20 protein-coding genes are annotated in these 22,777 nt (G+C 63.9%); 14 read left to right on the top strand and 6 right to left on the bottom strand.

The window, feature by feature from the left end; translation table 11 throughout:
- Positions 1 to 3: 3 nt before the first annotated feature.
- A complete protein-coding gene (locus IVB40_RS30970) occupies positions 4 to 1,506 on the bottom strand; it encodes a DUF4173 domain-containing protein (protein WP_247817247.1) in 1,503 nt (500 codons plus the stop codon).
- A 187-nt stretch (positions 1,507 to 1,693) separates the two neighbouring features.
- Here IVB40_RS30970 and IVB40_RS30965 point away from each other — a divergent pair, with 187 nt between their 5' ends.
- A complete protein-coding gene (locus tag IVB40_RS30965) occupies positions 1,694 to 3,037 on the top strand; it encodes a glycoside hydrolase family 3 N-terminal domain-containing protein (protein WP_247817246.1) in 1,344 nt (447 codons plus the stop codon).
- Here the strand turns inward: IVB40_RS30965 and IVB40_RS30960 are convergent.
- From IVB40_RS30960 to IVB40_RS30950, 3 genes are all read right to left on the bottom strand, one after another.
- On the bottom strand, positions 3,034 to 4,653 hold the full coding sequence (locus tag IVB40_RS30960) for an ABC transporter substrate-binding protein (protein ID WP_247817245.1): 1,620 nt from the start codon (positions 4,651 to 4,653) through the stop codon (positions 3,034 to 3,036). The genes IVB40_RS30965 and IVB40_RS30960 overlap by 4 nt on opposite strands.
- Positions 4,654 to 4,749: 96 nt before the next feature.
- Positions 4,750 to 6,204 (bottom strand): dihydropyrimidinase, encoded by a 1,455-nt coding sequence (gene hydA, locus IVB40_RS30955; protein ID WP_247817244.1) that lies wholly within the window; start codon positions 6,202 to 6,204, stop codon positions 4,750 to 4,752.
- Positions 6,205 to 6,317: 113 nt separating this feature from the next.
- Positions 6,318 to 6,920, bottom strand: a complete 603-nt coding sequence (locus tag IVB40_RS30950; RefSeq protein WP_247817243.1) for a TetR/AcrR family transcriptional regulator — start codon at positions 6,918 to 6,920, stop codon at positions 6,318 to 6,320.
- Between the two features lie 102 nt (positions 6,921 to 7,022).
- On the opposite strand from IVB40_RS30950, the gene IVB40_RS30945 reads away from it, so the two are divergent.
- The 6 genes from IVB40_RS30945 to IVB40_RS30920 all read left to right on the top strand — a co-directional run bounded on the left by IVB40_RS30945 (position 7,023) and on the right by IVB40_RS30920 (position 11,161).
- Entirely contained in the window at positions 7,023 to 7,718 is a 696-nt protein-coding gene (locus IVB40_RS30945; protein WP_247817242.1) for a PspA/IM30 family protein, read from the top strand.
- A 40-nt stretch (positions 7,719 to 7,758) separates the two neighbouring features.
- Entirely contained in the window at positions 7,759 to 8,034 is a 276-nt protein-coding gene (locus IVB40_RS30940; protein WP_007615098.1) for a YiaA/YiaB family inner membrane protein, read from the top strand.
- A 228-nt stretch (positions 8,035 to 8,262) separates the two neighbouring features.
- Positions 8,263 to 9,327, top strand: coding sequence for an amidohydrolase family protein (locus IVB40_RS30935; protein ID WP_247817241.1), 1,065 nt, complete (start codon positions 8,263 to 8,265; stop codon positions 9,325 to 9,327).
- A 14-nt stretch (positions 9,328 to 9,341) separates the two neighbouring features.
- Entirely contained in the window at positions 9,342 to 10,454 is a 1,113-nt protein-coding gene (locus IVB40_RS30930) for an amidohydrolase family protein (RefSeq protein WP_247817240.1), read from the top strand.
- A 15-nt stretch (positions 10,455 to 10,469) separates the two neighbouring features.
- A complete protein-coding gene (locus IVB40_RS30925) occupies positions 10,470 to 10,883 on the top strand; it encodes a Rieske (2Fe-2S) protein (RefSeq protein ID WP_027565497.1) in 414 nt (137 codons plus the stop codon).
- A gap of 71 nt (positions 10,884 to 10,954) precedes the next feature.
- A complete protein-coding gene (locus IVB40_RS30920; RefSeq protein WP_007615092.1) occupies positions 10,955 to 11,161 on the top strand; it encodes a hypothetical protein in 207 nt (68 codons plus the stop codon).
- Positions 11,162 to 11,290: 129 nt separating this feature from the next.
- Here the strand turns inward: IVB40_RS30920 and IVB40_RS30915 are convergent, their stop codons facing one another.
- A complete protein-coding gene (locus IVB40_RS30915; protein ID WP_247817239.1) occupies positions 11,291 to 12,136 on the bottom strand; it encodes an SDR family NAD(P)-dependent oxidoreductase in 846 nt (281 codons plus the stop codon).
- A 195-nt stretch (positions 12,137 to 12,331) separates the two neighbouring features.
- Between IVB40_RS30915 and IVB40_RS30910 the strand changes: the two genes are divergently transcribed.
- The 5 genes from IVB40_RS30910 to IVB40_RS30890 all read left to right on the top strand — a co-directional run bounded on the left by IVB40_RS30910 (position 12,332) and on the right by IVB40_RS30890 (position 18,611).
- On the top strand, positions 12,332 to 13,828 hold the full coding sequence (locus tag IVB40_RS30910; protein ID WP_247817238.1) for an aldehyde dehydrogenase family protein: 1,497 nt from the start codon (positions 12,332 to 12,334) through the stop codon (positions 13,826 to 13,828).
- A 204-nt stretch (positions 13,829 to 14,032) separates the two neighbouring features.
- Positions 14,033 to 14,896, top strand: coding sequence for an outer membrane beta-barrel protein (locus IVB40_RS30905; protein ID WP_247463014.1), 864 nt, complete (start codon positions 14,033 to 14,035; stop codon positions 14,894 to 14,896).
- A 157-nt stretch (positions 14,897 to 15,053) separates the two neighbouring features.
- The gene (locus IVB40_RS30900) at positions 15,054 to 16,181 is read left to right on the top strand and encodes an alkene reductase (RefSeq protein ID WP_247817237.1); all 1,128 of its coding nucleotides are present in this window, start codon (positions 15,054 to 15,056) and stop codon (positions 16,179 to 16,181) included.
- A gap of 156 nt (positions 16,182 to 16,337) precedes the next feature.
- A complete protein-coding gene (locus IVB40_RS30895) occupies positions 16,338 to 16,841 on the top strand; it encodes a GFA family protein (protein WP_247817236.1) in 504 nt (167 codons plus the stop codon).
- A gap of 108 nt (positions 16,842 to 16,949) precedes the next feature.
- Positions 16,950 to 18,611: a thiamine pyrophosphate-binding protein gene (locus IVB40_RS30890; RefSeq protein WP_247817235.1), complete on the top strand. Its 1,662-nt coding sequence runs from the start codon at positions 16,950 to 16,952 to the stop codon at positions 18,609 to 18,611.
- A gap of 117 nt (positions 18,612 to 18,728) precedes the next feature.
- Here IVB40_RS30890 and IVB40_RS30885 read toward each other — a convergent pair whose 3' ends face one another.
- The gene (locus IVB40_RS30885; RefSeq protein ID WP_247817234.1) at positions 18,729 to 20,108 is read right to left on the bottom strand and encodes an LLM class flavin-dependent oxidoreductase; all 1,380 of its coding nucleotides are present in this window, start codon (positions 20,106 to 20,108) and stop codon (positions 18,729 to 18,731) included.
- A 241-nt stretch (positions 20,109 to 20,349) separates the two neighbouring features.
- On the opposite strand from IVB40_RS30885, the gene IVB40_RS30880 reads away from it, so the two are divergent.
- Together IVB40_RS30880 and IVB40_RS30875 are read left to right on the top strand one after the other, a co-directional pair.
- A complete protein-coding gene (locus IVB40_RS30880) occupies positions 20,350 to 21,759 on the top strand; it encodes a M20 family metallopeptidase (RefSeq protein WP_247817233.1) in 1,410 nt (469 codons plus the stop codon).
- A gap of 99 nt (positions 21,760 to 21,858) precedes the next feature.
- Positions 21,859 to 22,770, top strand: a complete 912-nt coding sequence (locus IVB40_RS30875; RefSeq protein WP_027565488.1) for an amino acid ABC transporter substrate-binding protein — start codon at positions 21,859 to 21,861, stop codon at positions 22,768 to 22,770.
- The last annotated feature ends 7 nt before the right edge of the window (positions 22,771 to 22,777 follow it).

Genomic DNA, 22,777 nt, shown 5'->3' with positions numbered 1-22,777 from the left:
CGCTCAGCCTGCCGGCTGATTGCCGGGCTGGCTTTTGGCCCCAGCATCGAGCCGGCGCTGCAGCCGCCAGCTCCGAAAGCTCCAGGCCCGCCAGACCATGTTCAGCCGCTGAGCTTCTACAAGCCGATCGCGGCGCCGCGCAAGGCAGTCGTCGCCCTTGCGATGGGCTATTACCTTGTCGAGCGCGGGCAGCGCCTGCGGTCCGAGTGTGAGGAGGTAGTCGGTATCGATCATCATGCCCTTGCCCGACATTTCACTGCTGTGCGCCAGATTGTAGTCGGAAATGAACGCGTCGAAGTTCACCAGCGAGACAGTATAGAGCACGATCGCTAACGCGATCAGATTGGCGCCGACAAGCCACCGGTTGGTGTGGTCGAGCGCGATGCGGGCCACGATCAGGATCAGCCCGAGTGCCACCAGCCCCATCCAGATGAAAGCGGCGATGCGCCAATAGGTCAGCATGTACCTGTCGACGTAGAGGTCGAGGCGGAGGATGGAGGACGCGACCAGAAGTACATTCTGCCCGACCCAGAAGTAGACCAGCAGCCGGATCACCTTTGATTTTTCGGCCGGTCCACCTGGGCGCATCGCCACCAGCACGAAGGCGGCGGCGAGCAGGGCGGTGGCGATCAGCGGGTAGGCGCCGCGATGGGCATAGGCGGCATAAGTCATGTTGGCCGGCAGCGCGACATGACCCCAGAGATAGATGCCGTCGAGAATGGACTGCGCCGCGAACAGCAGATTGAACAGGATCAGCGAGCGCAGGATGGTGGAGGGGCCCAGGAACTGAGCCGAGACTTGGGACGGCAGCGGCGGGTGCACGGGGCCATCGACGACCGTCGTGGTGGCAATCGTCCTGCGCCGCCAGCGAACGTGGATGAACGGCCAGACCAGCGCCAGCATCATGGTCCAGAACAGCACGCGCGGGAAGCTGACATAGTCGAGGATGCACTTTGGATTGAGCAGGAACACCCACTGCTCGATCAATGGATTGGCCGCGGCGAACAGTGCGATGAAGACCGTGCTCAGCGCTGCAGGCAGAAACCAGAGTGCGATGCTCCGGGTGAGTGCCGACATGTTGAAGATTTGAAGTGCATCGGGGAAGACCCTGAAGGGATTGATCAGGACAAAGTTTCGCAGCGCGCGGGTGCGGTCGGCGAGCCCGGTCGTCTCCGGATTGGTCGCGAGCAGGAGGGCGACGACCAGCGCTGCCACGAGGATTGGAAACGAGAGCGTGTTGAGCTCTTCCGCGGCCGGAACGAGACCAAGCGCAACGATCGCGCCGCCAATCGCAGCACGCCGATGATCCAGCGTCGCGTGGTTGGCGAGCAGCGAGGCGCAGGCGATCGCGATGGCCATGATCACCAGTGACAGCCCCAATCGCTGCCCGTAGAGCAGAAAGTCGGCGAGCGCGGCGAGCACCAATGCCAACGCGAGCTTTGCCGACAGCGCCGAAGGCCTGATCGGTTTGATTTCCGTCGTCGACGTCGTAGCCAGGCTCGTCATGTCCAAATGGCCTTTCGTGAATGGTGGCATCACGAAGTCTGAACGTCGTTTGTGCAGAAGGCGGGATCGTCGTCTGCACGGCTTCAGGAGTCTTTTGCAGATTATGTGCAGGCGCGGTTTTAGTCCTTACGCGGCGCAAATCGCTTTGATAGGTGCGATGCATACATCACCTTGGGCGTGACGCATCATGCAGCTCCTCAACCGCACCGGTCTCATCCTGCTCTGGCTGGCCGCCCCTCTCGTCGCATTTGCGGCCGCTAACAAGAACGATCCCTATCTGCTCGTGCTGCGCGGCGCCGGAAACATCGCGCTTGTCGTCACAAGCATCGTGATCGTCATCGTGCTGCTGCGCAGGGGACGTTGGTGCACAACCGCCGGCAAGCTGCTCGTCATGCTCTGGTGCGTTCCGCCGCTCCTGATGTCGGCGGCGCACCTGAAATTCGAACTGCGCAAGCACGATGTTCTTGCCGCCAGTGCGGCCGAGGCGGGTCAGCTCGGACCTCACTTCATGGTCGGCTATTCCTCCCTCCCGGAGGTCGCGCGCCTCGCCGAGCAAGGCTTGATCGGCGGTGTCTACGTCACCCGGCACAACATCCGGGGCCGGACAGTCGAGGCGCTGCGTGCCGAGATCGCGGCGCTACAGGACAAGCGGCGCGCCGCCGGCCTGCCGCCGCTGGTCGTCGCCGCGGACCAGGAGGGCGGCATCGTCGGGCATCTTGCGCCGCCGCTGACGAAGCTGCCGGCGCTGGCGACGCTTGCCGGGCTTGCCCCCGATGACCAGCAGGCCAAAGCGGCAGAGTTCGGCCGCATCCACGGTCGTGACCTCGCCGGGCTCGGCGTCAACCTCAATCTCGCACCGGTGCTCGATCTCAAGCCGCCGGGCCGGCGCAATCGCCTCGATTTTCACACGTTGATCGGTCAGCGCGCGATTGCGACCGATCCGACCGTCGTTGGCGCGATCGCGAGCGCCTATGTGCGCGGGCTGGAACAATCCGGCGTCGGCGCCACGCTCAAGCATTTTCCCGGCATCGGGCGCGTGCGCACCGACACGCATCATTTCAGCGCCAATCTCGATACGCCGGTGAAGGAGTTGGAAGCAACCGACTGGCTTCCGTTCCGCGAGGTGCTGTCGCATTCGCGCAGCGCGCTCATAGTCGGCCACGTCACGCTCACGGCCGTCGATCCCGATCGCGCCGCCTCGCATTCGAAGCGTGTCGTCGAGGGGATTATTCGCGACAAATGGGGCTATCAGGGCGTCGTCATGACCGACGATCTCGTGATGGGCGCGATCTACCAGCACGACGTCTGCCAGGCCGTGGTCGAGGCCATCAACGCGGGCGTCGATCTGCTGCTGGTCGCCTATGACGGCGCGCAGTTCTACCGGATTTTCGCTTGCGCCCTGGATGGATCGCGGCACGGCAAGCTCGATACGGCGATGCTGCGCGCGAGCGAGGCGCGGCTCGCGCGGGGTTTCCCGTCCGAGCAGGCGCGAGCCGTCTCAAGCACCGTCAGCGTCGCCCGCCAAAACTAGCCCTTTACGAACTGCCTGTAGTCAGGCTCGCGATGAAACCAGAATTCGTAGCCGGTGATGCCCTTCTGCATGGCGACATCGTGGATCGGCTGGTTGAGCGGGACGACGGGAACATCGCGCATGCAGAGCGCGATGAAATCCTTCACGGCCTTGTCGTACTCGGCGGCATCCGTGGTGAACCGCGCCTTGTCGATCAGCGCGTCCATTTCCTTGTTCTGGTAGGAGGAGATGTTGAAGATCGAGTTGTTGCCGTGGAAATTCCAGTAGAAGTAATATTCGGGATAATCGAGCCAGCCGCTGAAACGATTCAGCGCGAGCGGCAGTTCCTTCTTGTTCAGCGTGGTGCGCCAGTTCGCGCCGGGAATCTTTTCGATCGCCGCCTTGATTCCGATCTTGGCCAGGCTTTCCTGGATCAGGATCGCGGTCGGCTCGCCGACCGTGGCGGTGCCGGTGTCGAGCGACAACGTCGTCTCCAAGCCGGTTTCGAATCCCGCCTCCTTCATCAACGCCTTGGCCTTGTCGAGATCGGTGACGTAGGGAAACGCCTGCGGCCAGACCGGCTTTGAGACGTCTGCTACTCCGCCATACATGGGAACGGCACGTCCGAAGAACGCGCTGCTCTGGATCTGCTCATAAGGCATCGCCCAGGCGACCGCTTGGCGCAGCTTCACATTGTCGAACGGCGGCTTTGCGGTGTTGAGCGCGACCGACCAGAGCGCGTTCGGGATCGGCACGCCGGAGACCTTGACCTTGCCTTCCTTGATGATCTGCTCGAAGTCACGCGGCGCAAAGCCGCTAGAGATATCCGCATCGCCCCGTTCCAGCATGGCGCGGCGAGTGCCGGCGGAGGGGACGTCGCGCGCGATCACGCGCTTGAGCTTCGGGAGAGGTCCGCTCTTCCAATCGTCGAAGCGCGCCAGCACGGTCTCACTGCCCGGCTTCCAGCTTTCGATCCTGTAAGCGCCGCCGCCGGCCTCGTTGTTCCTGAGCCATGCCAGTGCCCACGGGTCTTCCGACGTCGCGTTCTTTTTCGCGAGCTCCGAGTTGATGATGAAGGGCACGACCACCGCGACGTTGAACAGCAGCATCTTGTCCTTGCGCACATAGTCGATGCGGAAGGTGTGGTCGTCGACCACGATGAACTGCTCGGACTTTTCCAGCGATCCCGCCGACATCTGGAAGGTCGGAAAGCCGCCGACCTTCACCGCGCGGTCGAACGACCATTTGACGTCTTTCGCCGTGACCGGCGTACCGTCGTGGAATTTGGCGTCCTTCCGTAGCTTGAACGTGCAGGACATGCCGTCGGCTGCAACCTCCCAACTCTCGGCGAGTTCAGGCGCGAGCTTTTCGCGGTCATAAGACAGCGTACCGTCGGGGAAGTTCTTGGAGGCGTAGCTCAGCAGGCGATCGTAGCAATTCCAGGACAGCCCGTTCACGGTCTGGTTGGAGCCGACGCCCTGCATGTCGAGCGAGTTCGGCCCGAGCTCCTGCACCACCAGCAGCGTCTCGCTGCGCCCCTGCGCCGAGGCAAAGCGCGGAGCGAGGGCGGTCATTCCGGCAAGGCCGAGACCGCCGAGCACGCCGCGGCGGTTTAGGTTGAAAGATGATGCGCTCATGGGAGCCTCACTCTTGAGAGATTTGCACCCTAAAGAGGCAAGGCGCATGCCATCAGCCGCGCTTCACGGCGTCGCATGCTGCGCGGATCTTCGATCCTACGGCGTCACCGCGCCGCGGCTCACGGCGCGCGGGGCGGTCAGCTCTTTCCAGGTGGAATTGGCGACATGCACGGGCGAGAACGCCGGGCGTTCGACATAATGGCCGTCGCCGGCCTCGGCGCGCAGATCGCCATCTTTCCAGACGATGCGGCCGCGCGACAGTGTCGCCGCCGGTCCGCCGGTGCATGAAAAGCCCTCGAACACGTTGTAATCGATCCGGCTCATCTGCCGCTTCGCGCTGATGGTCCTGCTCGCCTTGGGATCCCAAACCACGATATCCGCGTCCGAGCCGATGGCGACCGCGCCTTTGCGCGGATAGATGTTGAGGATGCGGGCGATGTTCGCAGAGGTCACTGCGACGAATTCTTCCTTCGTCAGCCGCCCCGTCGTGACGCCCGCGGTCCACAGCAGCGCGAGGCGATCTTCGAGGCCGCCGGTGCCGTTCGGGATCTTCCTGAAGTCGCCGAGCCCGAACCGCTTCTGCTCGGTGGTGAAGGCGCAGTGGTCGGTCGCGACCACCTGCAGCGAGCCGGCTTGCAGGCCGGCCCAAAGACTATCCTGATGCGACCTGTCGCGGAACGGCGGCGACATCACGCGCTGCGCGGAATGATCCCAATCCTTGTTTTGATATTCACCCGCGTCGAGCAGCAAGTGCTGGATCAGCGGCTCGCCATAGACGCGCTTGCCCGCCGCACGTGCGCGCGCGATCGCCTCATGCGCTTCGCGGCAGCTCGTGTGCACGATGTAGACCGGCGTCCCCGTCATGTCGGCAATCATGATGGCGCGGTTGGTGGCTTCGCCCTCGACCTCCGGCGGTCGTGAATAAGCGTGTCCCTCGGGCCCGGTGACACCGTGCGCGATCAGCGCCTCCTGCATCAGGGCGACGACGTCGCCGTTCTCCGCATGCACGACGGGCGTGGCGCCGAGATGGGCGCAGCGAGCAAACGAGTTGTAGAGCTCGTCGTCGTTCACCATCAGCGCGCCCTTGTAGGCCATGAAGTGCTTGAAGGTGTTGATGCCGTAGGTTTTGACCACGGTCTCCATCTCGTCATGGATCTGCTTCGACCACGACGTGACCGCCATGTGGAAGCCGTAGTCGGAGGCCGCCTTCTCGGATTTGTGCCGCCACTCCTGATAGGCCGCGAGCAACGACTGGCCTGGATCGGGCAGACAGAAATCCACCACCATGGTGGTGCCACCGGCCAGCGCCGCCTTGGTTCCCGATTCGAAATCGTCCGCGGTGACCGTGCCCATGAACGGCATTTCGAGATGGGTGTGCGGATCGATGCCGCCCGGGATGACGTAAGCGCCGCCCGCATCGATGATCTCGCACCCCGTCGGCGCATCGAGCGATTGCCCGACCGCGACGACGGTCGCGCCGTCGATCAGCACGTCCGCACGGCGCGAATGATCATGATTGACGACGGTGCCGCCGCGGATGAGGAGGGGCATGGGAGGCTCCCGAGAGAGGCGTGAACCTCGCGAAGCTAGGCGCGCTGCATGCGCCGCGACAGGTGAAATTTTAGTCAGGCGTGGCCGACAGTTGAGCTGTGCTGTCCCGGCCTCTACACCGCGATCAGTCCGTCAATCATCGCGCGCACCAGGCCCGCGATTTCCTTCCGGAGCGCCGGCAGCGGTACCGCGACCAGCTTCTGCTCCAGGCCCAGCGCCACCATGCCATGCACCGCCGAGAACAGGCTGCGCGCGGTGATGCCGAGCTCCTCCCGACTGCGTTGTAGAAACAGCGCGGCCAGCGGCTCGTAGACGTGGCGAAACAGCTGCAGCTGGTCGTCGATGGACCAGTCGGGGAGGGGCTTGTCGGCTTCCATGCGGTGCTCGAACAGCGCGCGCCACAGTTCGAGATTTTCCGCGGCGAAACCGCAATAGGCGAGGGCGATGCGGACCAGGGTCGCCTGTGGCGACGGCTCGCCCGCGCTTTCCGCTGTGCTCAGCGCTTGGTCGAGCCGACGCAAAGTGCGCGAGCCCACGCGCAGGATCAGCTCATCCACATCGGCGACGAGATTGTAGACCGCGCCGTTGGCGCAGCCGATCTCGCGGGCGAGATCGCGGGTTTTTAGGCCCGCCAATCCCCTCTCGGCGATCATTCGTTCCGCCGCCAGGATCAGATCGAATCGAAGTTTCTCTCGGCGTTCCAATGCCTTAGTCATCCGCGATCAAATTTCTGAGCATTGCTCAAATATTTATTGAACGATGTTCAAGTTTCTTGCTACAAACCGTCTGTGAGCAACGCTCATAACAGGGAGCTTCAGATGTTCAAGACCGTAGTGACACTTTTCCGCGGCAGCGTGGCCGCCGCCGGCGAGGAGCTGGAGGACCGGACGGCCCTTCTGATCCTCGATCAACAGATGCGCGACGCGGCCGCCGCCGTCGAGCGTGGCAAACGGACGCTGGCGCTGGCGATCGCCCAGGACCAGCAGGAAGGCCGCAAGCTCGAGGCGACCGTCGCCCGCATCGCCGATATCGAGACGCGCGCGGTAGCGGCGCTCGATGGCGGCCGCGAGGATCTCGCCAACGATGCCGCCGAAGCCATCGCAGGCCTGGAGGCCGATCGCGATGCGGCACTGACGGCACGTGCGCTGTTCGCAACCGAAATCGCGCGGCTGAAGCGGCACGTCGCAAGCGCGCAGGCCCGCATCACCGAGCTCGACCGCGGCCGCCGCGTCGCCCGTGCCTCGGAGGCGGTGCGCTCGCTTCGCCGCAGCGGCATCGAGGCGGCACGCCCCTACGAATCCACACTGCCGGAGGCGGAGAGCACTTTGAGGCGTCTTCGTGAGCGGCAGATGGAAGCCCAGGCCGCCGACGACGCGCTGGTCGAGCTCGATGCGGCCACCGGTCCGCTCGCCATCGCCGAAAAACTCGCCGAGCAGGGTTTTGGCCCCCGGCTCAAGACGACCGCGGACGACGTGCTGGCGCGGTTGAAGTCCAAGCGCACGCCGACTGCCTGATCCCAAACCTCATCATCATTCGAACCGACAGGAGACCATCGTGAACCAGAATGGCCAGCCCCACAGCGGCGCCTGGGTGACTTTCACTTACGTGTCCTTCGCAGCCTCCGCCTTCCTCATCGCGATCGGCATCTTCTTCCTCCCGATCGACCTCTGGATGAAGGGTTATCTCACCATGGGCATCGTCATGCTGATCCAGACTTGCATCACCCTGACCAAGACGGTCCGCGACAATCATGAAAGCAGCCGGATGGTGAACCGCATCGAGGATGCCAAGGCGGAACGTCTGCTGATGGAAGTCTCCAAGGCGGCTTGATAGGCATGGCCATTGCGCAAGGAAGCAGCGGAGCAAGTCGCTCCGCTGCCTTGCGCGCCGGAACGCATTTCGCCACACCTCATATCGCGCCTGCGAAATGCAACAGAGCCATGACGATCGCGCGGGCGTGCGCTCTTGCGCAACCGCACGGGCAGGGGCAGTCTTCACAGGCGGCGCACAAGAACGCCGCCAATAAGATGTGCTTACAAGATCTCGGCGAGGAACCTCATGGCAGCGACGCGGATCGACTGCGACATCCACCCGGCGGTTGGTGGCACGCGCACGACGCTACTGCCCTATCTCAGCGATCACTGGAAAGAGCAGGTGGTGAGCCGCGCCATCGATGGACTCGATCTCACCTCCTATCCGCCGAGCATGCCGCTGGCGGGCCGCGCCGACTGGCGCCCGGTGAACGGCGCCAAGCCCGGTTCCGATCTTGCGATGGTGCAGAAGGGCGCATTCGAGCAGTTGGGTGCCAGTCACGCGATCCTCAACGTGCTCTATGGCGCGCAGGCCGTGTTCGATCCCTACATGGCGGCCGACTTCTGCAAGGCCATCAACGACTGGATCGCGACTGAGTGGCTGTCGCGCGATCCGCGCTTGCGTGCCTCGATCGTGGTGCCGATGCAGGACCCGGATCTGGCGGTCGAGGAGATCGAGCGCCGCGCCGGCGATCACCGCTTCGTCTCGATCCTCGTGCTGGCGCAGGGCGAGACGCTGCTGGGACGGCGGCATTTCTGGCCGGTCTATCGGCTCGCGGAAAAGTACAAGCTGCCGCTCGCGATCCACGCCGGCACGCAATATCGGCAGGCGCCGAGTTCGGCTGGCTGGCCGTCGCACCGCTACGAATATTACTTCATCGAGGCGCAGGCGTTTCAGGCGCAGATCTTGAGCCTGATCTATGAGGGCGTGTTCGGCAAGTTTCCGAACCTCAAGGTCGTGCTGATGGAATCCGGCGTAAGCTGGCTGCCGGCCTTCATGTGGCGCGCCAACAAGACCTGGCGCGGAGTGCGCGTCGAGGTGCCCTGGGTCGAGCGCGAGCCGGCTGAGATCATTCGCGAGAATTTCCGCGTCACCATGCAGCCGTTTGATGCGCCGGGCGACGCCAGAAGCGTCGAGGAGATCATCGACCAGATCGGCTCGGAAAAGATGTTCCTGTTCGCGTCCGACTATCCGCACTGGCAGTTCGACGGCGACGATCCGATCCCGCCGAACCTGCCGAATAGCATTATCTCGAAGATGTGCGTCGACAACCCGCTGGAGACGTTTCCGCGGCTGTCGCTCGCCAACTGACTTTGGAGGTTCGCATGGAGGAGGTCATCGACCGCCCGCTGCGGGAAGACGAGAAGCCCGCCGCTTCGCGGCTGCGCATCGTCGATTGCGACGTCCATCCGAGCCTGCATTCGCCCGACGACCTCAACGAGTTCTTGCCCAAACGCTGGCAGCAGCATCTGAAGGAATATGGCAGCCATTTGCGCACGCCCTATCTGTTCACCACGCCCTATCCGCGCTCCTCGCCGCTGATCGCGCGCCGCGATGCCTGGCCGCCGACCGGCGGACCGCCCGGCTCGGATCTCGCCTTCATGCAGAAGCAGCATCTCGATCCGCTCGACGTCGAGTTCGGGATTTTGCAGGTGCTCGATCTCTTCATCTTCTCGCAGCAGAACCTCGAATTCGGCGCCGCGATCCAGCGCGCCATCAACGATTGGCAACTGGCGTTCTGGTCGCATCGCGACCCGCGTCTGAAAGCTTCGATCCTGGTCGGCCAGGACGGCGTTGATCTCGGCATTGCCGAGATCGAACGCTGCGCGAAAATCGGCGAGTACGTCCAGATCAACGTCTCGCCGCGCGCCAACGAGCCGCTCGGCCGCCGCCGCTATTGGCCCATCTACGAACGTGCGCAGGCGCTGGGCTTGCCGCTCGGCATCCATGTCGGCGGCTATGGCGGGCATGCGCCGACCGGTGGCGGCTGGCCGTCCTATTATGTCGAGGAGCACCAGTCCAACGCGCACACGATTGCGGCGCAGCTTGCCAGCCTCGTGATCGAGGGCGTTCCGGAGCGCTTTCCAAAATTGAAGTTCGTCTTCATCGAGGGCGGCTTCGGTTGGATCCCGTCCGCGGTGTGGCGGATGGACCAGCATTTCGAGCGCTTCCGCAGCGAGGTGCCGCATCTCAAGCGCAAGCCGTCAGAATATGTCCGCGAGCATTTCTGGTTCACGACGCAACCGATCGACGAACCTGACGAAGCCCGGCACCTGCGCTCGCTGATCGAATGGGTCGGCATCGATCGTCTCTTGTTCTCGTCGGACTACCCCCACTGGGATTTCGACGATCCGCGCTTCGTCTTCAAGACGCCGCTGACGGAAGTCGAGCGAAAGAAGATCTTCAGCACCAATGCCCGCGCGGTCTACAAGTTCTGAGGAGGTCTGCACGGTATGGCCCGTCACATCGTCGCGTCCACCTCGGAGATCCCACCCGGTGGCAACAAGGTCGTCGATGTCGCCGGCCGCGACATTGTCGTGTTCCACGTCAATGGCGAGTTCTTCGCTTTGCTGAACCGCTGTCCGCACGAAGGCGCGCCGCTGGAGAAAGCGGCCTGTGTCGCGCGACTGACCTCGCCCGAGCCCGGCATCTATCAGCGCTCGCGCGTCGGCGAGATGCTGCGCTGTCCCTGGCATGGCTGGGAGTTCGACATGCGCAACGGCCAATCCTGGTTCGACCCGAAGCGCGTCAAGATTAGGTCATATCCGGTCGCGGTGGAGCGGGGCGAGGAACTCCAGAAAGGTCCGTATGTCGCCGAGACGTTTCCGGTGCATGTCGAGGACAGCTACGTGATTGTCGAGGTCTGAGCAGCCGTTTCGGATTGTGATTTCGCCGCAGGTGGGATAAGCCTCGCCCGCATTTATGGCGGAGACGAGCTTTGTCGAAACAATCCCTGCGTGAGGAGGCCGAGCGCCTGATCCGCGAATCGATGGAAAAGAAAACCGTCGTCGTCAAGCAGGGCGATACCCGCATCGAGGCCGTCTGTGGCAAATGCGGCGCCCCGAACCGTGTGCAGGCGCCAAAGGGGCAAACCCGCATCAAGTTCGCCTGCAAGAATTGCGGGCATCAGCAAGAGACGCTGTAGAGCGCCCCCTGTGTAAACCCTCATCCTGAGGAGCCCGCTGGGAGCGGGCGTCTCGGAGGATCGAGGCCCACCGGACCTGCATGGTTCGAGACGCGCGTTCCGCGCTCCTCACCATGAGGATCAAACAGCCTAATCCCCCTCCACGAATTTCGCGAATGCATCCGCATGGTCCGGATGCCAGCGTGACAGCGGCGGGCGGTTCTCCACGATATCGCCGGCGGCCCACAGCATGCGCTTTTCGTCGAGCGCGCGCGGGACGTCGTTGTCCGGGCACAGGATGTAGAAATCGCCGGCCTCCAGCCGAGCCAGCATGAAATTCACGGTCTGCTCGGCAGTCCATGCGCCGGCCGGCTTCTCCGTCCGGCCCTTCGCGGTAAGGCCCGTAAAGACGAAACCGGGAATCAGCAGATGCGCGGTGATGCGGCAACCCGCAGTGTTGCGCAGCTCATGTTGGAGCGCTTCCGTAAAAGCTTTCACGCCGGCCTTGGAGACGTTGTAGGCGGGATCGCCGGGCGGGGTGGTGATGCCCTGCTTCGAGCCGGTGTTGATGATGAGCCCCGCCCTGCCGCGCGCGACCATGTTGGGCGCGAAGATGCGCGAGCCGTTGATGATGCCCCACATGTTGACGCCGATGATGCGCTGCCAGTTGTCGGGTTCGCCGAACAGCGTGCTGCCGGGCTGGATGCCCGCGTTGTTCATGAGGATGTCGGTGCCGCCGAAGCGCTCGCGCACGGCGCGCTCCAGTTCCGTCACGCCCTCGGCCTTGCTGACGTCAATCGCGAAGGTCATCACGTGTGTGGCGGACGTCAGGGATGAGAGTCTTGTCGCGGCATCCGCCAGTCCCGCCTGATCCACATCGGCGATACACACCTTCATGCCGTCGCGCGCGAAGGCTGCGGCGGCGGCGAATCCGATGCCGGACGCACCGCCGGTGATCACGGCAACATTGTCTTTGACGATGGCGGGGTGGGGCATGGATTGTCTCCGGGGAGGGGCTCGGTCGTGCCATAACATGGCACTCGCGCGACCCTGCACAAGTCGGCATGGGAGGTCTTCGTTCCGCGCCGACTTTACGCCTCTCCTTTACGCCTGTCCGGCATCGCAGTATTCTATCGACTTGACGATCCCGCCCAGATCGAACCAATCAATCATTCGACAGGGAGTTCAGCCATGGCTGTGTCGCAGGCTATTCCGATCACGCGCCATCCGTTCGCCAACGGGTCCTACAAGCAGATGCTGATCGACGGGAAGTGGGTCGATGCTGCCTCCGGCAAGCGCTTCGAGACCCACAACCCCGCGACCGGCGAACTGCTTGCAACAGTGGCGGAGGGCGACAAGGAAGACATCGATCGCGCGGTCGCTGCCGCCCGCCGCGCCTTCGAAGGTCCCTGGAGCAAGGTCAAGCCGTTCGAGCGGCAGAACCTTCTCCTGAAGCTTGCCGACCTCGTCGAGAAGAATTTCGACGAATTGTCGCAGCTCGACACGCTCGACATGGGCGCGCCGCTCAGCCGTACCCGTGCCTATCGCCTGCGCGCTGTCGGCATGCTGCGCTATTATGCCGGCCAGACCACCGCGATTCATGGCGAGACCATCGAGAACTCGCTGCCCGGCGAGATCTTTTCCTACACGCTGAAGGAGCCGATCGGCGTCGTCGGCGCCATCATTCCCTGGAACGGTCCCCTGACTGCGACGATCTGGAAGATCGGTCCGGCGATCGCGACCGGCTGCACCGTCGTGCTCAAGCCCGCCGAGGAGGCGCCGCTGACCTCGCTGCGCATCGCCGAGCTCGCGATGGAGGCGGGCGTTCCGGCCGGCGTCATCAACGTCGTGCCCGGCTACGGCGAGACCGCGGGCGCCGCGCTTGCCTCGCACCACGACGTCGACAAGGTTGCTTTCACCGGCTCGCATGTCACGGGCCAGTCGATCATCCGCGCCTCGGCCGGCAACCTCAAGCGCGTCTCGCTTGAGCTCGGCGGCAAGTCGCCGGACATCGTGTTCGCGGATGCCGATCTCGATGCGGCCGTGCCGGGCGCCGCGATGGCGGTGTTCGCCAATTCGGGGCAAATCTGCAGCGCCGGCACCCGGCTGTTCGTCGAGCAGCCGATCTACGAGGAATTCGTCAGCCGCGTTGCCGAGTTCGGCAAGAAGCTGCAGGTCGGCAACGGCCTCGATCCCAACACCCAGATCGGACCGCTGGTGTCCGAGCAGCAGCTCGAGCGCGTCACCAGCTATCTCGACATCGGACAGAAGGAAGGCGCCAAGGCGCTCGCCGGCGGTGGCCGCGTTACCGAAGGCGCGCTTGCAAAAGGCTTCTTCGTGTCGCCGACGGTGTTCGCTGGCGTCCAGGACAATATGCGCATCGCGCAAGAGGAGATCTTTGGTCCCGTCATCTCGGCAATCGCGTTCAAGGACATGGACGAGCTGGTCAAGCGCGCCAACGCCACCACGTTCGGTCTCGGCTCGGGCCTTTGGACGCGGGACGTCAGCAAGGCGCATGCGGTCGCGAAGAGGCTCCGTGCCGGTTCGGTGTGGGTGAACTGCTACCAGGCGATGGACCCGGCTGTGCCCTTCGGCGGCTACAAGATGAGCGGCTACGGCCGCGAATCCGGCAAGCAGCACGTCGAGGAATATCTCAACGTGAAGGCCGTCTGGATCAAGACGGCCTGACGCGCCATCGCGTCCGGACTTCAGCGATCGGTCTTGCCTGCGGCGACGCGAGTCCGCTTGCGGCGACCAAAGGTTGTTGCCCGGACGCTACATGCGATTTTGAAAGCTCGCGTTGTCCGCGATTTTGCAAGGCTTGCTATCCCATTTCGAATGTCGGCCGGTTAGTTCTGGTCAACTTCAATCTTCGGAATTGGAATCTCGATAATGCTTCGCTTTGCTCCGATCGTGTTTGTGGCTTTGGGCGTCGCCTCGGCGCAGCCCGCTCTTGCGGCCGATATGACCGCACGTGCGCCTGCGTACAAGGCGCCGCCACTGCCCGTTGCCTACAACTGGTCGGGCTTCTACGCCGGCGTGAATGTCGGGTATGGGTGGGGCGATGGTGCGAACAATCTCGCGCCCCATGATCCGGTCTTCACTGCGGGCGTGCTCGACGTCGCACTGGCGGGCGGCCTTGTCCCGGCTTCGCTGGCAACAGACGCGCGTGGTGTGCTGGGCGGCTTGCAGGCCGGCTACAATGTGCAGACGGGCTCGTTGGTGTGGGGCGTCGAAGCCGATATTGCGGCGGCCGACATCAAGGGTAGCTCAACGGTGACCCGAACCTTGCCGGTCTTCCCGACGATCATGACCACGCAAGATCAGAAGGTCGACTGGCTGGGGACCGTGCGCGGCCGGATCGGTGCCACCGTCGTGCCCGACCTGATGCTGTACGCGACCGGCGGTCTTGCCTATGGGCATGTCAAGGCGTCGACGTCGATCGTGGATCCCACGGGTGGGAGCGGCACACCCTGCCTCAATGTGATCTGTAGCGCAGGCGCGGTGGAAAGCTGGCGCGTGGGCTGGACGGTCGGCGGCGGCGGCGAGTACCGCATTGCGTCGAACTGGAGCGTCAAGCTCGAATATCTCTACTACGATCTCGGCAGCGAGAAATACACCATCTTCAATCCGCTGTTCCCGTTCACGCCCGGCCCGGCGCGTGGCTTTGACTCTACCGCGAATTTCACGGGCCACATCGCGCGTGTTGGCTTGAACTACAAGTTCGGCCCAGGCGCGGTCGTTGCGAAATACTGACCTGCAATCCGAATAGACGAAAGCCCCGGGCCCGGCCCCGGGGCTTCTTTTATTCGCCGCCTCTTTTGGCTGGCCAGCCATTCCCCCGTGCAGCTTCCGAGCTGCGGACCTTTCTCTTATGATCCCCGTCCTCTCATCCAATCATTTTGGGGCCGGAATGAAATTCGAGGCGTTGTTTCAACCGTTGCAGGTCGGTCCGTACAAGCTCGCGCACCGCGTCGCGATGGCGCCGTTGACGCGCATGCGAGCCGAGCGCGAGAGCTTTTCGCCGCGGCCGCTCAATGCCGAATATTACGGTCAGCGCGCCACCCAAGGCGGCCTGCTCATTGCCGAGGCCTCGCCTGTGCTCTCGCATGGTCGCGGTAATCCGGCGACGCCCGGCATCTATTCGGAGACGCAGATCGCGGGCTGGCGCAAGGTTGTCGACGCCGTGCACGCCAAGGGCGGCATCATCTTTCTCCAGCTCTGGCACGTGGGCCGCGTCTCGCATTCTTCCTTCCACGGCGGGGAGCTGCCGGTCTCGGCATCGGCGATCGCGATCAAGGCCGAAGGCATGAAGGCAATGACCGCCGACGGCAAGATCTCCGACTATGAGACGCCGCGCGCGCTGGAGACGAACGAGGTCATGGGCATCGTCGAGGCCTTCAGGCAGGGTGCGAAGAACGCGCTGGCCGCGGGCTTCGACGGCGTCGAGATCCACGGCGCCAACGGCTATCTGCTCGAGCAATTCCTGCAATCACGCAGCAACCAGCGCACCGATCAATATGGCGGTTCGATCGAGAACCGCGCGCGGCTTCTGCTCGAAGTGACCCAGGCGGCGATCGACGTCTGGGGCGCGGGCCGCGTCGGCGTGCGGCTGTCGCCCCACGGCATCGCCAATGATTCCGGCGAGCCCGATCCGATGCCGCTCTACACGCACGTGGTCAAGGCGCTCGACAAGCTCGGTCTTGCCTATCTGCATTTCATCGAACCGCGCTCCAGCGGCTCCGGGCGTGCCGAAGTCAACTGGCAGAACGTGCCGTCGGCAATGCTGCTATTCCGCCCGCTCTACAGCGGCGTGCTGATGACGGCAGGCGGGTTTACGGCCGAGACGGCGAACGCCGCTATCGCAGAGGGACACGCCGACCTCATCGCCTTCGGCCGCATCTTCATCTCCAACCCCGATCTGCCGCGCCGCCTGCAGCACGACTACCCTCTCACGCCGTATAACCGTGCGACGTTCTACGGCGGCGAGGAGAAGGGCTATACGGACTATCCGGTGTATGACGAGCTGACGCCGGTCTGACACTGCTGTAGCCCAGTTGAGCGAAGCGATATCCGGGGTCTTCACCTAAGCTCTGGTCTTCCCGGATGTCGCTTCGCTCATCCGGGCTACGGAGTTATTGTGTTGCCCCGACGGACACCACGAATTCCGTCATTGCGAGCGATGAGGGAAGCACCCATGGCCAAAGCCGCAGCCGCCGCAGGAGTTGCCACCGGCCAATGCCTCTGCGGCAAGGTCACCTTCGAGATTGACGTTCCCGCACGCTGGGCCTGGCACGATCACTCCGCCGCCAGCCGTCGCGCCCACGGCGCCGCCTATGCAACCTATGTCGGAAGCTGGAAGAAACGGTTTCGCATCACCGCAGGCAAGACGGCGCTGACGCGCTACGAGGACAAGGCAACGAAGACCGCGCGCAGCTTCTGCGCGCATTGCGGCACGCCGATCGCATATGAGCGCCCGCGCGGGCCGCACATGGTCAACATCCCCCGTGCGCTGTTTAGGGGACGCACCGGCCGCCAGCCGCTCTATCACATTGCGATCGAGGAGCTGCAGGAATGGACCTATACCGGCGAGCCGCTGGTACCGTTGAAGGGCTTTCCCGGTGTGGTCTGGCAGCGCTCGAAAAAGAAGAAGCGGGCGGGCGGCGAGGATCCGTTCGAGCTGGGGCGCGAGGAGATGTAGCGTGCTGCGCCCACGCAACGCAGCCATGACCGCGCTTCCTTGCGCGCCTCCCGCGATTTCGGCCATCATGCTTCCTGCCTTGCGGCAACGTCCGCCTCTGGAGGAAACATGAAGAACAAGATCACCGGCCGCTCCGCCTTTCTCGCGCTGCTCAAGGACGAGGGCATCACGCATCTGTTCGGCAATCCCGGCACGACCGAACTGCCGATCATGCACGCGCTGAAGGACCATCCCGATCTCACCTATGTGATGGCGATGCAGGAGAGCCTGGTGGTGGCGATCGCGGATGGCTATAGCCGCGCCTCCGGAAAGCTCGTCGCATGCAACGTCCATGTCGCGCCCGGCCTCGGCAACGCGATGGGCTCGCTCTACAACGCCCAGTTCACGGGCACGCCGATGATCCTCACCGCGGGCCAGCAGGAGCAGGGCCACGGACTGATGGAGCCGGTGCTCTACGGCCCGCTGGTGCGCATGGCCGAGCCGCTGGTGAAATGGGCGGTCGAGGTGACCCGGCTCGAGGATCTGCCGCGCATCGTGCGCCGCGCCGCAAAAGTCGCGACCACGCCGCCGACCGGGCCGGTGTTCATTTCGTTGCCCGGCGACATCCTCAACAGCGAGGCCGGAATAGATCTCGGTCGCTCCACCCGCATCGACGCTCGCACAAGGCCATCGGATGAGGCACTCAAGGCGTTCGCCGCGCGACTACTGAGGGCCGAGCGTCCCGTGATCGTCACCATGGACGAGGTAGTGAAGAGCGATGCGCTGAAGGAGGCCGCCGAACTCGCCGAGCTTTTGGGCGCGGCTGCGTACCAATCCTCGACGCCCTACGGCTCGCACTTCCTCTCGGAGAGCCCGAGCTTCGTCGGCACGCTGGCACGGGTTCAGAAAGTCGCGCGCGACACGCTTGCGCCGTACGACCTCTTGATCGCGCTCGGCGGCGATCCCCTGCGGATGTCGGTCTATAGCGAGGTCGATGCGCTGCCGGAGGGCCTTGGCATCGTGCAGATCGGCCTCGGCGATTGGGAGATCGCCAAGAACTACGGCGCCGAGATCGCGCTGAAGGCGGATTTGAAGGAAACGCTGCGCGCGCTGATCCCGGTGCTGAAGGAGATGGGCGGTGCTGCCCTGGCGCAACGTGCGAGGCAACGTCTCGCCGAGCTCGCGCCCAAGAACTGGACCGCAAGGCGTACCGCGCTGGTCGAGCAGATCGGCAAAGCCGCCGACCGCAGCCCCATCGATCCGGACTGGCTGGTGCTGCAGATGGTCGAGGCCATGCCAGCCAATGCCATCCTCGTCGACGAAGGCCTCACCTCGAGCCGCCAGATCACGGCACTGCGTGCGCACCGCGACCGCTTCGGCTATCACGGCCTTGCCTCCGGCGGCATCGGCTGGGGCCTGCCGGCCTCCGTCGGCGCCAGCATCGCCAATCCCGATCGCCCCGTCGTCTGCTTCTCCGGCGACGGCAGCGCGATGTATTCGATCCAGTCGCTGTGGACGGCGGCGCATCACAAGCTGCCGCTCAATGTGGTCATTGCCAACAATGGCGGCTACCGCATCATCAAGCAGCGCCTGCTCGCCTTCCATGGCGACGATAATTACGTCGGCATGGATTTCGTCGATCCCCCGGTGGATTTCGCGGGCGTGGCGAAGGCGTTGGGATGCGAGGCGATCAAGGTCAGCGATCCCCGAGAGTTGAAGGCGACGATGGCGTCGGCATTCAATCGGCCGGGCACGAAGCTGATCGAGGTGATGGTGGACGGGAAGGTGTAGGGCAGGTGCCTCCACCGTCATTGCGAGGAGCACTTGCGACGAAGCAATCCAGACTGTCTCCGTGGAGCAATTCTGGATTGCTTCGCTTCGCTCGCAATGACGGGGAGAGCGGTGGCTCTATCCCTTCCTCCCCACCCGGTACCCCGCCGCCGGATGCGGCGCACCCAGCCTTGCACGCCCGTCACCGAACAGCTTCTCCCGCAGCGTGCCCCGCGCGTACTCGGCCTTGTACCGCCCACGCCGCGTCAGCTCCGGCACCAGCATGTCGGCGATGTCCTCGAAATCGCCGGGTGAGATCGCGAAGGCGACGTTGAGGCCGTCGACATCGGTCGCCTCGAACCACGCCTCGATCTTGTCCGCGACCATCTCCGGCGTGCCGACCACGACGGGACCGGCGCCGCCGACGCCGACATGCTCGATGACGTCGCGCACGGTCCAGACGCGATCGGGATCGGCCCGAGTGACGTTATCGAGTGCGCTGCGGCCGGCATCGTTCTGAACATGGCGCACCTGCTGATCGAGCTCGTAGCCGGAGAAGTCGATTCCGGTCCATCCCGACATCAGCGCGAGCGCGCCCTCGGGGCTGATGTGGCGGCGATGGTCGGCGTATTTTTCGTTCGCCTCGGCCTCCGTCCGCCCGAGGATGATCGTCATCATCGAGAACATCAGGATTTCCGCCGGATTGCGGCCGAACGCGGCGGCCTCCTGACGGATCGCCGACACCCGCGGCGCGATCACCTTGGCCGACGGTCCCGACATGAACACGCATTCGGCGTGCTGTGCCGCGAACCTCCGTCCGCGCGGCGAGGTGCCGGCCTGGTACAGCACGGGCGTCCGCTGCGGCGACGGCTCGCTCAGATGGATCGTGTTGTTGATGCGGTAGTTGGCGCCCTCGTGGTTGACGCGATGAACTTTTGTGGGATCGGTGAAGATGCCGCGCGTACGGTCGCGCAGCACGGCGTCGTCCTCCCAGCTTCCTTCCCAGAGCTTGTAGACGACCTCCATATATTCGTCGGCGATCTCGTAGCGGTCGTCGTGCCCGATCTGCTTGTCCTTGCCGGCGCCGCGCGCGGCGCTGTCGAGATAGCCGGTGACGACATTCCAGCCGATACGCCCCTCGGTAAGATGATCGAGCGTCGACATCCGCCGCGCGAACGGATAGGGCGGCTCGAAGGAAAGATTGCTGGTGACGCCGAAGCCGAGATTCTGCGTGACCGCCGCCATTGCCGACAGCAGCAGCAGCGGATCGTTCGAGGGCGACTGGGCTGCATTGCGCAAGGCTGCGTCAGGACTGTTGCCGTAGACGTCATAGACGCCGAGCACGTCGGCCAGGAACAGCCCGTCGAAACGGCCGCGCTCCAGCGTTTTGGCAAGATCGATCCAGTAGGGCAGGCGGTTATATTCGGCAGTGCGGTCGCGCGGATGGGTCCACAAGCCCGGTGACTGGTGTGCGACGCAATTCATCGCAAATGCATTGAGCCTGATCTGCTTGGCCATGATGGTCCCCCGGCGCCCTGTACCGGGCGCTCTTCGAATGATAGAGCTGCGCCCGAACTTGGCGAAGTTCTTGCATATAGCGCGACGTTGGCAAGGCCAAAATCAGCGGCGCTGCCGCGCTTGGCAAGCCAATCTCAAGAGAGCAAGAACGAAATCCCAAGACTATCGAAGTCCCCGCCACTTTCGGAGGCCTGCCCGTATCGGGTATGCTTCTTCGCCTCGCAACCTAAAAAAGAAAATAATGACCAGAGCCGATGCCATCGCCCGCGCCCGTGACGATTTCAAATCCGGCGCGTTCCTCGCTGAACTCGACCGTCGCGTCGCCTACCGGACCGAGAGCCAGAATCCGAACCGGAGCGTCGAGCTGCGCGCCTATCTGGAACAGGAGATGGTGCCCGCTTTCGCCGCGCTCGATTTCCAAAGCCGGATGATCGAATCTCCCAGCGGCAAGGCGCCGTTCCTGTTCGCAGAACACCACGAGAGCGAGACGGCGCCGACCGTGCTGATCTACGGCCATGGCGACGTCGTCGACGGCATGGAAGGCGAGTGGCGCGACGGCCGCGATCCCTGGCGCACCACGGTTTCGGGCACGCGTCTTTACGGTCGCGGCACGGCCGACAACAAGGGCCAGCACAGCATCAACATGGCCGCACTCCGCGCGGTACGCGAGGCCCGCGGCGGCAAGCTCGGCTTCAACGCCAAGTTCATCGTCGAGATGGGCGAGGAGATCGGTTCGCCGGATCTCGGCAAGATCTGCGATCTCAATCGCGATGCGCTCAAGGCCGATCTGTTCATGGCCTCCGACGGGCCGCGCCTGTCCGCCGACCGTCCCACCCTGTTCCTCGGCTGCCGCGGCGGCATCCGCATTCATCTCGATGTGAACCTTCGCGACGGCGGCCATCACTCCGGCAATTGGGGCGGTGTGCTCGCCAACCCCGCGACCATTCTGGTCAACGCGATCTCGACGCTGGTCGACGGCCACGGCCGCCTTCAGCTGGATGCGCTGAAGCCGCCGCGCCTCACCAACCAGATCCGCAGTTATCTTGCGGACGTGCAGGTGGTGCCGACCGAGGACGAGCCGGCGTTGGCCGAAGGCTGGGGCGAGGAGGGTCTTTCGGCGGCCGAGCGGCTCTACGCCTGGAACACGCTCGAAGTGCTGGCGATGTCGTCGGGCAATATCGAGAAGCCGGCCAACGCCATTCCCGGCCACGCCAATGCCGTGCTGCAACTGCGTTTCGTGGTCGGCACCAGGATCGATGGGCTGATCGAGGCGATCCGCGCGCATCTGGCACAGAAGGGCTTTCCGATGGTCGAGGTGCGGGCGGCGCAGAGCTTTGCCGCCTCGCGCACGGATTTCGACAGCCCCTGGATCACATGGGCGGCGGATTCGGTTCGTCAGACCACCGGCAAGGTCCCGGCGGTGCTGCCCAATTTCGGCGGCTCGTTGCCCAACGACGTGTTCTCCGAGATCCTGGGCCTGCCGACGATCTGGGTGCCGCACTCCTATCCAGGCTGCTCCCAGCATGCGCCCAATGAGCACATCCTGCTGCCATTGACCGAAGAGGCCTTGACGGTGATGGCCGGCCTGTTCTGGGATCTCGGGGAATTGCCAAGCCCGCTAACAAGCCCGCTAACGCGCCCGCCGACCTGAGCCGTTAACCGGAGCCGCGATCCAGCCAAAAGTCACATTCTATTCCAATCCAATTTGTGCTTGCATCCCGCCGGCATCATCCTGAAAGGGGACCCAAAAGTGAAACATTTCCGTAGCATCGGCCTCGCGCTCGCCGCGACCTTCGCTGTCAGCCAGGCCGGGGCCGAGGAGCTGACCGGCACGCTGAAGAACATCAAGGACACCGGCGCCATTACGCTCGGCTTCCGCGACTCCTCGATCCCGTTCTCCTATCTCGATGACAACCAGAAGCCCATCGGGTTCGCGATGGACATCTGCTACAAGATCGTCGACGCCGTGAAGAAGGAGCTCAAGCTCGACAAGCTCGAGGTCAAGCTCAATCCCGTGACCTCGGCGACGCGTATTCCGCTGATGGCCAACGGCACCATCGACCTCGAATGCGGCTCGACAACCAACAATGCCGAGCGGCAGAAGCAGGTTGCCTTCACCAATACCCATTACCTGACCGCCAGCCGCTACGTCTTCAAGAAGTCGAGCGGCCTGAAGTCGATCGACGATCTCAAGGGCAAGACGGTGGTCTCGACCGCCGGCACCACCAACATCAAGCAGCTCACCGAAGCCAATGTTGCGAAAAGCCTCGGCGCCAACATTATCCCGGCCAAGGACCACGCCGAATCCTTCCTGATGGTCGAGACCGACCGCGCCGTCGCCTTCGTGATGGACGACATCCTGCTCGCGAGCCTCGTTGCCGGCTCGAAGTCGCCCGACGACTACGTCATCTCCAAGGACGCGTTCTCCAAGCCTGAGCCCTACGGCATCATGCTGCGCAAGGACGACGCGGCGTTCAAGAAGGTGGTCGATGCGGCGACCGCAGCGCTCTATACTTCGGGGGAAGGCCAGAAGATCTACGAGAAGTGGTTCACTCAGAAGATCCCGCCGAAGGGTCTGAACCTCAACACCCCGATCTCGGCCGAGCTGAAGAACGAGTTCGCCAAGCCGACCGACTCGCCGAACCCGGACGATTATAAGTAAGCTATAA

This window comes from Bradyrhizobium sp. 40, from assembly GCF_023100925.1.
Taxonomy (GTDB): Bacteria; Pseudomonadota; Alphaproteobacteria; order Rhizobiales; family Xanthobacteraceae; genus Bradyrhizobium.
The sequence above is the reverse complement of the archived record's forward strand: the minus strand, read 5'-3'. Positions and strand labels throughout refer to the sequence as shown.